Origin of the sequence: Rhizobium sp. 11_C7_N12_5 (assembly GCF_051811145.1) — a bacterium.
GTDB classification, from domain to species: domain Bacteria; phylum Pseudomonadota; class Alphaproteobacteria; order Rhizobiales; family Rhizobiaceae; genus Rhizobium; species Rhizobium lusitanum.
Genome location: NZ_JBPWPY010000002.1, coordinates 1035648 through 1048365, shown reverse-complemented (window position 1 = coordinate 1048365; position 12718 = coordinate 1035648). Strand labels below are relative to the sequence as shown.

The 12718-nt window shown below is 60.3% G+C and carries 12 protein-coding genes and 1 pseudogene; 8 read left to right on the top strand and 5 right to left on the bottom strand.

Features of this window, described 5'->3' with window-relative positions:
* Window positions 1-214 precede the first annotated feature (214 nt).
* The 4 genes from AB8B29_RS23890 to AB8B29_RS23875 form a co-directional block, all read right to left on the bottom strand.
* On the bottom strand, window positions 215-763 hold the full coding sequence (locus tag AB8B29_RS23890; RefSeq protein WP_439006731.1) for a carboxymuconolactone decarboxylase family protein: 549 nt from the start codon (window positions 761-763) through the stop codon (window positions 215-217).
* Between the two features lie 56 nt (window positions 764-819).
* On the bottom strand, window positions 820-1770 hold the full coding sequence (locus AB8B29_RS23885; RefSeq protein WP_037200743.1) for a helix-turn-helix domain-containing protein: 951 nt from the start codon (window positions 1768-1770) through the stop codon (window positions 820-822).
* A 47-nt stretch (window positions 1771-1817) separates the two neighbouring features.
* Window positions 1818-2591 (bottom strand): alpha/beta fold hydrolase, encoded by a 774-nt coding sequence (locus AB8B29_RS23880; protein WP_037200773.1) that lies wholly within the window; start codon window positions 2589-2591, stop codon window positions 1818-1820.
* Window positions 2592-2836: 245 nt separating this feature from the next.
* The gene (locus AB8B29_RS23875; RefSeq protein WP_173412289.1) at window positions 2837-3676 is read right to left on the bottom strand and encodes a response regulator; all 840 of its coding nucleotides are present in this window, start codon (window positions 3674-3676) and stop codon (window positions 2837-2839) included.
* 367 nt (window positions 3677-4043) lie between these two features.
* Between AB8B29_RS23875 and AB8B29_RS23870 the strand changes: the two genes are divergently transcribed.
* The 3 genes from AB8B29_RS23870 (at window position 4044) to AB8B29_RS23860 (ending at window position 6768) form a co-directional block, all read left to right on the top strand.
* The gene (locus AB8B29_RS23870; RefSeq protein ID WP_168597642.1) at window positions 4044-5033 is read left to right on the top strand and encodes an alpha/beta fold hydrolase; all 990 of its coding nucleotides are present in this window, start codon (window positions 4044-4046) and stop codon (window positions 5031-5033) included.
* Window positions 5034-5113: 80 nt separating this feature from the next.
* Window positions 5114-6082 (top strand): MBL fold metallo-hydrolase, encoded by a 969-nt coding sequence (locus tag AB8B29_RS23865; RefSeq protein ID WP_439006730.1) that lies wholly within the window; start codon window positions 5114-5116, stop codon window positions 6080-6082.
* 56 nt (window positions 6083-6138) lie between these two features.
* Window positions 6139-6768 carry a pyridoxamine 5'-phosphate oxidase family protein gene (locus AB8B29_RS23860; protein WP_173412291.1) on the top strand — a complete coding sequence of 210 codons (630 nt, stop codon included), beginning with the start codon at window positions 6139-6141 and terminating at the stop codon, window positions 6766-6768.
* Window positions 6769-6925: 157 nt separating this feature from the next.
* Here the strand turns inward: AB8B29_RS23860 and AB8B29_RS23855 are convergent, their stop codons facing one another.
* Window positions 6926-8665, bottom strand: a complete 1740-nt coding sequence (locus tag AB8B29_RS23855; protein ID WP_234903947.1) for a PAS domain S-box protein — start codon at window positions 8663-8665, stop codon at window positions 6926-6928.
* 366 nt (window positions 8666-9031) lie between these two features.
* Between AB8B29_RS23855 and AB8B29_RS23850 the strand changes: the two genes are divergently transcribed.
* The 5 genes and pseudogenes from AB8B29_RS23850 (at window position 9032) to AB8B29_RS23830 (ending at window position 12674) form a co-directional block, all read left to right on the top strand.
* Complete coding sequence (locus AB8B29_RS23850) at window positions 9032-9424, top strand: DUF983 domain-containing protein (protein ID WP_037200734.1); 393 nt, start codon at window positions 9032-9034, stop codon at window positions 9422-9424.
* A gap of 10 nt (window positions 9425-9434) precedes the next feature.
* Entirely contained in the window at window positions 9435-9869 is a 435-nt protein-coding gene (locus AB8B29_RS23845; protein ID WP_047561939.1) for a DUF302 domain-containing protein, read from the top strand.
* Window positions 9870-9882: 13 nt separating this feature from the next.
* A pseudogene (locus tag AB8B29_RS23840) lies at window positions 9883-10637 on the top strand (SDR family NAD(P)-dependent oxidoreductase).
* 271 nt (window positions 10638-10908) lie between these two features.
* Entirely contained in the window at window positions 10909-11739 is an 831-nt protein-coding gene (locus tag AB8B29_RS23835) for an alpha/beta fold hydrolase (RefSeq protein WP_037200730.1), read from the top strand.
* 188 nt (window positions 11740-11927) lie between these two features.
* Entirely contained in the window at window positions 11928-12674 is a 747-nt protein-coding gene (locus AB8B29_RS23830; RefSeq protein WP_173412292.1) for an SDR family oxidoreductase, read from the top strand.
* Window positions 12675-12718 lie beyond the last annotated feature (44 nt).

Sequence of the window (12718 nt, the reverse complement as noted above, 5' to 3'; positions counted from 1 at the left end):
AGGAGAAGAGATAGCCGATAGGATTCGAGCTCTCAAGGCGATCGCAGGCGGAACGTGCTGCCCCAAGTAAGGTCTGCCCCAATCAGGCCACGATCGCCGAAAACATGCCCTCGCACACCCTGTCGTGAGAGCATGTTCTATTGCGAATAGGGAGGCGAATGTAATGACAGATTCCTGGATGGCGGGATTGCCGCCCTCCAGGGAGGTGCCTCGTTCAGGCGGCTTCGCGTTCGACTTTCGGGAAGTCGACGTCGGTCATGAAGACCTCGTTCATGTAGTTCGTGAAGGTGTTCGCCGCGACGTGCGCGACAATCTCCAGAAGCTCGCCGTCATCGAAGCCGGCCGCCTTCAGTCCTTCCACTTCCTGTTCGGAAACACCGCCTCTGGCTTCTGCAACCCTGACCGCGAACTTCACCGCGGCGTCGGCCCTTCCCTCGGAGGATCCGCCCCGGCGGGCCGCTGCAATCTCCTCGAGACTGAGCTTGGTCACGTGGGTGCCGGTGTAAGTGTGGGCGGCGAGGCAATACTCGCAGCGGTTCTTCTGAGCGATCGCCAACGCGATGCGCTCGCGGATCTTTTTGTCGAGCTTGCCCTTGCCGAGCGCTCCGTTGAGGCCTGCGTAAGCTTCCAGCACGGCGGGGCTGGTCGACATCATGCGGAACACGTTGGGCAGTGCGCCGATCTGCTTCTTGATCGCCTCCAGCGTCGGCTTGGAAGCTTCAGGCGCCGCGTCGAGTGTCGCGGGAATTGGAATTCGTGTCATTTTGGATCTCTTTTGTTGCTTCGGTTGCTGTAGTCGGGCCGCCCCGGTGCGGGTCTTCAATGCAGTGCGTGCGGAAGGAATCCCTTAGGCTGTCCCGGCAGGTGTTCGATAACAACGACGCCGTCAGCCATTTGCTCGCGGCTTTGCGCCATTACGGCGGACCGACGGGACTTCCGCCATTTTCGCGGCGTGACTGCGGTGATCCTCTTGAAGACCGTCGTGAAATGCGGCTGGTTCTGGAACCCCGTCTGCAAGGCGATCTCGACGAGAGCCAGATCGGTGCCAATGAGTAGCCTTGCCGCGGCCTGGATTCGCATCCGTAGAAGGAACTCGTGAGCGCTCATCGAGGTGGCCGCTTTGAACGTGGCTGCGAAATGCGCTCGCGAGAAGCCCGCGACGTCGGCGAGTTCCTCCAGCGACATCCTCCGGTCGAGACGAGATTCGGCGTAGCGTCTGACGCGGCTCAGTCGCCATGCCGAAAGGGGATGGACACGCGGCAGCGATCGATAGTGTTCGAACGCCAACCGCGAGAAGTCCTTGGTGAGTTCGCCTCTTCGCGCCGGCGAGCTTTCACAAATCTCGCCTATCAGGTCCCTTAATCGGACATCGCGGATGTTGAACCTTCCCCCCACAACGGAGCAGGGGCCTCGAAAGGGCTCTCGCAGAAAGGTGAGCACATAGAGACACGCATCGGACTGAAGTTCGACGGCGATCGGATCCGGGCCTTCCACGAAGGTGAGGCTGTCCTCGACCATCAGCCCCTGAAACAGGACACGCCCTTTTTGCTCAAGGCGTAGCTCGGAATCGCGGGCCGCGACGACGAACGTCCCGACGCCGGAACCCAGCGAGGTGGTGATCGCCCGGTTTCCGTTCTCGCGTGTCAGCTTTGCAAGAGAAACGTTCGGGTCGGCGACGCTGTAGTGCTCGACGTGCAGGCAGTCGTCGACGGCTTCGAAGACGCGACGCATCCCGCCTAAGCTCACCTTGATTGCGATATCGGTCTGCATCTGCTGCTCCTCATCGGAAGGGCGCGAATTAGTGGATGGTCGTGGCGTTACTTGTCGGCGGCGGCCCGCTCGATCATTGCGGACACGAGATCGGGATGGGAGATCATCACCACATGCGACGCGCCGTTCACGCCAACCGTTTCCTTTGCGCCAGCCCGCTTCGCCATGAACTCGTGGAGCTCAGTTGGGATGTTTTTGTCAGCGGTGCCGTAGATGAAATGCGAGGGCAGCTTCTTCCAGGATGGATCGCCGGAAGGATCGTTCAGGGCCTCAGCCGTAACCGGACGCTGTTCCGCGCCCATGAGCGCTGCTTCCTGCTCCGGAACGTCTGCGGCAAACTGCTTCCAGAACTTGCTCTGCAGGATGTAGAGATCGTGCTTTCCATCGGACTGCACTACGGGCGGCGCCAAGGCGTCCCCGAGTGTGCCGGTTGGGAACTTCTTGCCCAGGCCGCTGGCGCTCTCTCCAGTGTCCGGCGCGAGTCCTGAGACGAAGACCAGGGACTTGACGTTCATGCCTTCGACCGCGACGTCGGTGATGACCGAGCCGCCGTACGAGTGACCGACGAGGACGACGGGGCCGTCAATGGACTTCAGGACTGCCAAGACGTAATCGGCGTCGTATTTCAGTCCTCGTAGCGGGTTAGCGACTGCGACGACAGGATAGCCGTCCGTCAGCAGCTTGGCGGCGACGCCGTCCCAGCTCGCGGACTCCGCGAAGGCTCCGTGGACAAGGACGATCGTCGGCTTCGACTCCGCCATCGCGCTCTGGCTTAAGATGAGAGCCGCGACCATTACTGAACTCGACAGCCACTTGTTCATGCGAAGAACCTCACGGTGGGCGCGTGCAGCAGTGCGCATGCGCGCTCGGTTTATCTTCCAGTGAGGCTACCACGCGGCGCCGTCCAATGGTGTGAGTTGTCGAGATGGCGTGTGAGATTCAGTTGGCCGCTGGATCTGCTTTCGGTTTCGGGTCAGATATACCGTGAAGGCTAAAATTGATGCCACAATGGACGAAGGCGGCCCTCGCGGCCGCCTTGAGTTTAAACGTCAATGTTCGGTCGTGCTTATACGGCGTTTATCGCTATATCCACCGCCGATAACAGATCCTGATGCCGAACAGGCTTCGTCAGGAACTCGACCGCGCCCGCCTTCATCGCGCGCACCGACATCTGGATGTCCGCATGGCCACTGATGAAGATGATCGGGTATCGTATTCCAGTCTTCAGGAGGTCGGCCTGAAAGTCCAAGCCGCTTCTGCCGGGCAGGCAGACGTCGAGGATGAGACAATCGGGCTGAGGTGCGTCCCCGCTCTCTTGGTATTCCTTGACGGATTCAAAGGATGCGACGCAAAAGCCGACCGATCGCAGCAGTGTTGAAATAGAGCGCCGGACGCTCTCGTCATCCTCGATCAGCACGATGTAGGGTGCCGCGACCTTCATTGCCGCAGGCTTGCCTATCTGCGAAATTGTCGTCGATCTTGTCGCGTCGAACGGCGCCCTGTCCTCGGGTAGCACGTCGTCCCTGATCAGCATGTAGCCTCTTCTGACGATCGTCTTGATGATGTTGCCTTGACTACCCAACGCCCGCCTCAAGGACTTCACCTGGAAGCGGAGATTGCATTCCTCGACCACCATCGACGGCCACACCTCGTTCAGGATCTCGTCCTTGCTGACGATCCTGCCGTTGGACCTGAGCAGAACCATCAGAAGATCGAAAGCCCGCCCGCCAATTTCCTGCGGGCGCCCGTCCAGCAAAAGCTGCCGGGAATGCGGGACTGCGCAGAACCTGCCAAAGCGGATCGCGTCGTTATAGGATTCGCGGCGCTTCGCCTCTCTGGAAGGGTGAGGCAGGTATGGGTCTGCTGGGTTCGTTTGTTCGAGCGTATCGGCGAATTGGACTTGCATGGCTGACTTCTCCGTCGGCTGCAATTGTTCATCGCGCTGCTGAAGATCGAACTCTTACAAATCTGGCCCCGCTAGCGGGAGGCGATCTTCAATTGGGTGCGAGTGGGAAGAGCCTAGCTCCGGCCCGGCACGCGAACAATCCGACCAATGGCCAGCCCGACCCCGACAACGTCGTGATGAACTAGACCAAGGTCTAGGAATTCGAACGATTTGGCGATGTCGTTTGGCACGACGCCTCACGCAAACTCACAACGGCTTACGACAACTAGCTCGTCGTTTCCGCTCGCTGAGAGTAGCAATTAAGGAGAAATCAGCGACGCAACGAGCAGTCGCACTCGCGTCCTCATTCGAAAAACCGGAGGCTGAAATGAACAGATCGATCCTAGGCAGGAGCGCATTGGCCATCGCGATCGCGTTGTCCGCGTCGGCGACGTTGCCGGCCACGTCCTATGCTGCGAAGAAGGTCGTCGCCGCCCACAAGCTAATAGTGCCACAGGTGACCTATCACACGGTGGACGTCGATGGGACGAGCATCTTTTACCGTGAGGCCGGCCCCGCCGACGCTCCCGTCGTACTTCTGCTTCATGGGTTCCCGACGTCGTCCCACATGTTCAGGAACTTGATCCCGATCCTCGCCGACAAGTATCACGTGATCGCGCCGGACTACCCGGGATTCGGCCAGAGCGCCGCGCCCGACCATACAAAGTTCGCCTACACGTTCCAGCACTACGCGGACATCGTCGACGGTCTTCTTGGCAAGCTGGATGTCAAGGAATACGCGATGTATGTGATGGACTATGGTGCTCCGGTCGGATACCGCCTCGCGCTCAAGCATCCCGACCGCGTGACGGCGCTGATCGTCCAGAACGGCAATGCCTACGAAGAGGGGCTCAAGGAGTTCTGGGACCCGATCAAGGCGTACTGGAAACACGACACCCCAGAAAACCGCCAGGCCTTGATGGTGCTCTTCAAGCCCGAGACGACCAAGTTCCAGTACACGGACGGGATGAGCGACCTCGCGCACATCGATCCCGACAACTGGGGTCACGATCAGCCGTTGCTTGATCGCCCTGGGAATAACGACATTCAGCTAGACCTCTTCCACGACTACGGCACGAACGTCCCGCTCTATCCGGAATTCCAGAAATTCTTCCGGGACAAGAAGCCGCCGACCCTGATCGTCTGGGGCAAGAACGACAAGATCTTCCCGGCCGACGGCGCGTCGCCCTACCTTCGCGACCTGCCGCATGCCGAGATGCACCTTCTCGACACCGGGCACTTCGCCCTGGAGGACAAGCTTCCGGAGATGGCCCCGCTCATTCACGACTTCCTCGATCGAAAACTGAGCCGGGACTAGATCGAGGCTTGGCCACCACGCACGCCTCCCTGCGTGGTGGCGCCCATCCACCGCGACTGTCCAAACAGATGGAGCCGGAAATGAACAAGCACGATTACGCACTACCGAGACGTGGTTTCTGCCTTTGCTGCCTCGGTGGCGCGACGTTCGCGGCCACGGGCGGCTGGCTTTCGCCAGCGGAATCGTTCGCGGCCGCCAAAAGTCTTGTCGTCCAGATCCGCGAGGCCGCGGCGGCGGCGGACATCACCACGACTAAGCTTCGTGGCGGCATCAGCGCTTTTTCGGGTTCCGGCGGTAACATGGGCGTCCTGGTCGGAGATGACGGAAAGCTCCTTGTCGACGCAGGGATCACGGCGACGCGCCCCAAGATCGAGAAGGCGCTGGCCGATCTCGGTCTGCAGCCGATCAAGCACCTCATCAATTCGCATTGGCACTTCGACCACACCGACGGCAACGAATGGCTCAATTCGGAAGGCGCCATGATCACGGCCCACCCGAATTCATTGAAGCATCTGACGGTCGCCACTCGAGTCTTCGACTGGGATTTCGACTTCCCAGCCTCGCCGAAGGGCGCGCTGCCGACGATGCTGATGAAGGGCGACGAGGAGACGTTGAAGCTCAACGGTCAGACGATCGCGCTGAAGTACTACGGTCCCGCCCACACCGACAGCGACATCTCGGTGTTCTTCCAGGAGGCGAACGTCGTGCACGTCGCCGACACCTTCTGGAATGGCGTCTATCCCTTCATCGACTATTCGACGGGTGGCAGCATCGACGGGCAGATCCAGGCCGCCGAGGCCAACATCAAGATGGTCGACGACCAGACGATCGTCATCCCTGGGCATGGCGAGATCGGCAACAAGAAGGACCTAATCGCCTGGCGGGACATGCTCGTCGGCATCCGGGAGAACGTCGCCAAGCTGAAGAAGGATGGCCGGACCGTGGATGAGACGATCGCCGCGAAACCCACGGCGAAATGGGACCCGGTCTTCGGCAACTGGGCGATCTCTCCGGCACTATTCACCCGCCTTGCCTACGAAGGCGTGTAAGTGGAAACTCCTCGCGGCGGCGTGGATCGCCGATCCTATAGGGAGGGCAGGCGGCCGTGGATACCGAAAGACATTTCTCGAGCGACGTCGCCTTCTCACGATCCGTGAAGGAGATCCAGGAGCGGAAGGGCTCTCGCAAATCCTACGCCCGCGTCGAGGAGCGCGGCGGATGGGCGACCGCGATCACGCCCGATCTCAAAGACTTCATTGAAAAGCAGATCAGCATCTTCATGGCGACCGCCAACAAGGAATGCCAGCCGTATATCCAGCACCGGGGCGGGCCACCAGGGTTCCTCCATGTGATCGACGAAACCACGCTGGGATTCGCGGACTATATCGGCAACCGGCAGTACATCACTCAGGGAAATCTTGCCGACAATGATAAGGCTCAGCTTTTTCTGATCGACTACGGAAGCCGAACGCGCATCAAGATCTGGGGAACGGCCAAGGTGGTCGAAAACGACGCGGCGCTCCTCGAGCAGTTGACGCCGAAGGGATATCAAGCCAGACCCGAGCAGGTGATCCTCTTCCATGTCGAAGCCTGGGACGCGAACTGCCCGCAGCATATTCCGCTCCGGTTCGAGGCCGACGAAGTTCTGAAGGCGATCGAAAGCAGGGACGCGAGGATCAAGGAACTGGAGGCGGAGATCGCCACACTAAAATCTGCGGCGTCTGCTGGCGTTTAATAGTTGAACTCGAAAGGATTCAGACATGACTCGTCCGCCGTTGCCTCCCTTAACCCTGCGGTGCGCGATCGAGAAAGTGCGGCTGGCGGAGGACGGCTAGAATATAGGAATTGAATGGGCGCCTCCATCTCTCGTACACAAGCTTTGATCCGCCCGGTTATTCAGGAGTTGCACATTGCTCTTGCGAGGATAGCGGAGGTGGCAGGGTGAAGCTGAATGTGCTCCCCTTGCCCTTTTCAGTCGCGACCCAGATATGGCCCCCGTGCGCCTCGATGATGGATCGGCAAATCGAGAGCCCCATTCCGATGCCGGTCGCTTTGGTGGTGAAGAAGGCCTCGAACGCCCTTTCCGCAGTATCCGGATCAAGACCTACGCCGCTGTCCGAAACGCTCACCTGGATCATTCCTTCGCACCGCCTCGTGACGACGTGGAGCACTCGCCGCTGGCCTTCCAACGCTGCCATTGCGTCCGCGCCGTTCATGACCAGATTGATCAGGACTTGCTGGAGTTGGATCCGATCCCCGTTGACCGCATCCGCTGCACCCTCATAAACGGTTTCGACAAGGACGCCTTTTTGCCGGAGTTCGTTCTTGGTCAACAGGAGCACTTCTTCGATCACGCTACGGATGCTCAGCGGCCCGACCTTAGGTCGAGAATTCCGCGCCAGTGCAAGGATGCTGCTCAACACCTTGCCCGCCCGGTAGCCGTCGCGCAGAACCCAGTCGATCGCCTGCACGGCCTCTTCGATGTTCGGGGAAGCGGATTTCAGCCAACTCATGGATGCTGCGGCGTTGGTGACAATGGCCATGAGGGGCTGATTCATTTCGTGCGCGACGGACACCGCCAACTCGCCTATGGCGGTCAGGCGGCTCATGCGAGCAAGATCTTCCTTCGACTTTCGCAGAGCGTCCGAGGTCTCGTTTCTCTGGGTCATGTCCCTGAACACGAGAACCGCGCCTTTCATCTCGCCGCTCGTGTCGATGATCGGTGCCCCAGATACATCAATCACCATCTCGGAGCCGGCCTTCGAGCGGAGCGCGTATTGGGTACTTATCGTAAGCTCGGCTTCGCGGCCGAGGATCTCCGAGACGGGGTCGACCAGGACTTGGTGTGCCTCGTCGATCAGCTTGAAGACCTGTTCGACAGGTCTGTCAGCGGCCTCCTGCTGTGTCCATCCCGTCAGCTTTTCTGCAACCGGATTGAGAAACGTCAGCCGCCCTTGGTCGTCTGTCGATATGACCGCATCCCCGATACTCGAGAGCGTTGCCGCGTAGCGCTGTTCGCTCTCCTGAATTCGGTTTTGCGCAATTTTAAGGTCTTCAACGTCAGTGTTCAGGCCATACCACTTGATGACCTTGCCGCTCTCGTCACGGATCGGCACAGCACGCAGCAAGAAAGTACGCGAGGTGCCGTCACGAGCGACCATGCGAGCCTCGACACCCCCCGCGACCTCGTTGGTCAACAGCCCCGTCCATAGCTCCTGGACACGTTCCCTATCGTCTGGATGGAAGACTCGCATGTATCCGAAGCCCATCGACTCTTCTTTTGTAAGACCGAAGTAGCTCAACCACTGTCGATTGACGTCCTCCAGCCTCCCGTCCGGGCTCGTGTGCCAGGCGTGGGCTGGAAGCGTATCCCACGAAAGACGAAGCTCCCATTCGGCAAGGCGAGCTCTCTCCTGCGACTGACGAAGCTGGGCGTTGATCGAGGCATTCTCGATCCGCACGGCGGCATAGGAGGCCAGATTTTCGAATGCATTGGCCAGGTCCTCGTCGAACTCCGCGACTGTGGAGCTTTCAATCTTCAAGACGCCGAGAACAACCTCCCCGACGAGAAGCGGAACGAGCAGCTCATGGGGCAGACGGGAACCATTCTCGCCCGCCGTGGCGACCGGCATTTTGTTTCCCCGGAGCGAGGACATAACCGACGAAGTGAGCGGTGCGGGACCGTCTTCTGTGAGGAAGACTACCTCCGCCCGGCCGACCCCGCCGAACTCAAGACAGGCGGCCGCGAGCGCATCGGCTATACCATCGCGGTCCGCATCGACGGGCAGCGCTCGGAGCATTCGCAAGCCTGATGTTGTGTCCATGACGATGTTCGCCAGAGGTGGTCCCCGGCAAGCAGAGTAGCAGGCCCCGAGATATGGGCAAGCGGCAGCCCGATTTCGTTAAAGTACGATAGCGGACGCCGGTTGCTGGATGCCTCTCGACAGGCGAATGGAACGAGTGCCTTATGCGTGAGAGGCAACGAAAGGGGGGCGGGCATGGATCAGAAGTATCCGCCGCTGTCACCACTCAAGACGGGCGTTCGCGGATTGTGCCCGCGATGCGGTCGAGGTCATCTGTTTAGCGGCTTCCTAACATTACGCAAGGAGTGTGAGGTCTGCGGTCTTGACTATGCGTTCGCCGATCCCGCCGACGGGCCTGCGTTCTTCGTGATCTGTTTCGCCTCCGTTCCGACCGTGCTGCTGGCAGTCTGGCTCGCGGTCGCGCACCACGCCTCGATCTGGGCGCAGATCTTTGTGACGGGGCCATTCATGATCCTGACGTGCATCCCGCCGTTGCGCCCGCTCAAGGGGTGGCTTGTCGCTAGCCAGTATTTCTACAAGGCCGAGGAGGGGAAACTGTCCCGTGGGGACGACGCTGGCGAAGAATAGGGGATTGCATATGCGTTCAAAAGCCGTCGAGCACCGCACGACGCACGCCTTCCAGGAGGCGCTGAAAACGGTCACAAATGCGATCGGGAAGGCTGGGATGACAGTGTTCGCGGAGATCGATCACGCGAAGGCCGCACGAGATAACGGGCTGTCGATGCCGGAGACGCGTGTAATCGTCTACGGCAATCCGAAGGCGGGAACGCCAGTCATGCTGCACACGCCGCTGACCGCCCTCGATCTGCCATTGCGAATTCTCGTCCGGGAGCTGCCCGGGTGCAGTTCCGCCGTTGCGTTCCATCCGATGGCGGAGATGTTCGAAGAACTTGGAGTCAAGCGCGAACTCGCGGCCCGATTTGATGCGATCCAGCAGGCGATCATCGACGAGGCCTGCGGCGGCTGTCCGACGGCGACTCGCGAACAGAAAGGCACCTCATCCCATTCTTAAAAAGGAGAAGCCGATGAGCAATTCTGTTAACGGAAAAGTGGCGCTTATGACTGGCGGCTCCCTTGGTCTCGGCGCTGCGGTAGCGCTTGCTCTCGCCGACGAGGGCGCGGACGTCGCGATTAGCTACGAAAAATCGAAGGAGCGTGCGGAGGCCGTCGTCGCGCAGATCGAACGGCGCGGCCGCCGCGCCGTGGCGATACAGTCGGACCACGGCGATCCGTCGACCGCCGGACCTCATCGCAAAAGTGGTCGAGCATCTCGGAAAGCTGGACATCCTTTGTGAACAACGCCGCCGTCGCGTGGCAGGGGGCAAGGATTGATGATCCGGAGATCGACAACTTGGCAATGGACCGGCAGTGGGCGATCAACGTGAACGGCGTAGTCGCCAACATCAGAGCGGCGTCGAAGGTTCTCCCTGAGGGCGGGCGCATCATCTCGGTCGGTTCCGGCGTGGGCACGCGCGCGGGCTTTCCTGGAACTGCGGACTATGCGGGCACCAAGGCAGCCCTGATCGGCTACACGACGGGCGTCGGGCGTGATCTTGGTCCCCGAAAGATAACCGTCAACGTTGTCCAGGCGGGGATCATGGCCACCGACATGCTGGCTGGTTCGGAAGACAAGCTGCCCGCAGGCATCCTGGACCTTCATGCCCTCGGACGGATCGCGACTGTAGAGGAAGTGGCGGCCGGCATCGTATTCCTTGCAAGCCCGGCCGCGAGCTACGTGACGGGGTCAGATCTGGACGTTAACGGCGGCTATCTCGCCTAGCTGGCAGTGCTAATCAAAACAGACGTTTTCGAAAGACCGGCTGCTATCACCACGCGACAATCGTGCCGCTTTACGAGGCGGCCGGTACGCGCGGATTGCCGTAGACGCGAGCCACGAACTGGAGGTTCTTCCGATGACATCGTCGTCAGTTATTTCCCTTACGAGACGAGACGCCCTTCTTGCAGGATCCGCCACCGCGTTCGTACTGGCAGTCGGTCAGTCGGCTTCAGCCGCCACCAAATCGAAACAATCAACAACGGAGAACAAGTTCATGGGTACTGTGAAGGTGAAGGACGGAACCGAGATCTTCTATAAGGACTGGGGCCCGAAGAATGCGCAGCCGATCGTCTTCCACCACGGATGGCCGCTCAGCGGCGACGACTGGGACAATCAGATGCTCTTCTTCCTTGGGGAAGGATTCAGGGTCATCGCGCATGACCGCCGCGGTCATGGCCGGTCCTCGCAAAGCCGAACTGGTCACGAGATGGACACCTACGCAGCCGACGTCGCCGAGGTGGCGGAAGCTCTCGATCTCAGGAACGCGGTCCACATTGGTCACTCCACCGGAGGAGGCGAGGTCGTGCACTACGTCGCCCGGGCAAAGCCGGGGAGGGTTGCCAAAGCGGTCATTGCTGGCGCTGTCCCTCCGGTCATGTTGAAGTCCGACAAGAACCCCGGTGGCCTGCCGATCGACGTCTTCGATGGGTTGCGCAAGGCGCTCGCCGCCAACCGCGCGCAGTTCTACATCGACGTTCCGACCGGACCTTTTTATGGCTTCAACCGTCCCGACGCCAAGATCTCTCAAGGTCTGATCAACAACTGGTGGCGGCAGGGCATGATGGGTGCCGCTAACGCACACTACGAATGCATCAAGGCGTTCTCGGAGACGGACTTCACCGAAGACCTGAAGAAGATCGAGGTGCCGGTATTCGTAATGCATGGCACCGACGACCAGATCGTCCCCTACCAGGACGCCGCCCTTCTGTCGGTCAAGCTTCTGAAGAACGGGACTCTGAAAACCTACGATGGATATCCGCATGGAATGCTGTCGACGCATCCCGAAGTGCTGAACCCGGACATCCTGGCGTTCATCAAGGGATGACACGCAAGCGGGGCCGGCAATCGGCCCCGCAACGCTTGCGGCGGTTGCCGTCTCTAGCATCCGCCGAGCCGCCGCGCATACGTTCTAACGCAAACTCACAAGCTCTTCCTGCAACTCCTTAGCCTCGCATAGACGCAAGGAGTACCGTCTGGTCATCGTAGCCGATCAAGCGGACATAGGAGATCAACATGCGGCTCCAGGCAAAAATTGCAGTCGTCACAGGCGCCAACAGCGGCATCGGCCTCGCAGCCGCCAAGCTATTTGCAGAGGAGGGCGCTCGGGTCTTCATGACCGGCCGGCGTAGCGAGCAACTCGACGCGGCCGTCCGCGAAGTCGGTGGGAGCGCCCGAGGCATCCAAGGCGACATTGCCAACCTCGGCGATCTCGATCGTCTCTATGAAATCGTGAAGGCTGAGGCCGGCCATCTGGACATCTTGTTCGCAAACGCCGGAGGAGGAGAGTTCGCACCGCTCGGCGCAATAACCGAGGAGCACTACGACCGGACCTTCGACATCAACGTCAAAGGCACGCTCTTCACCGTTCAGAAGGCCCTGCCGCTGCTGAAAGATGGCGGGTCCATCATCCTGACCGGTTCGACGGCTGCGTCGACGGGCATTCCGGCGTTCAGCGTCTACGGCGCGACGAAGGCCGCCATCCGCAGCTTCGCCCGGAACTGGATACTCGATCTCGCGCCGCGCGGCATCCGGGTGAACGTGCTTGCGCCCGGCGCGACGTCGACGCCCGGCTGGCACGATTTGGTGACGTCGGAGGAAATGAAGAAGGAGATGATGCGGCTGACCTTGGCCGGCATTCCGCTTGGACGAATGGGCGACCCTCGGGAAATCGCCAATGCCGCGCTGTTCCTCGCTTCGGACGAAAGCAGCTTCGTCAACGGATGCGAGCTTTTTGCAGACGGTGGATCGGCGCAAATATAGGCGCGTCCTCTTCGTCGTCGACGCCGGATTTTTTTGCATCGGCA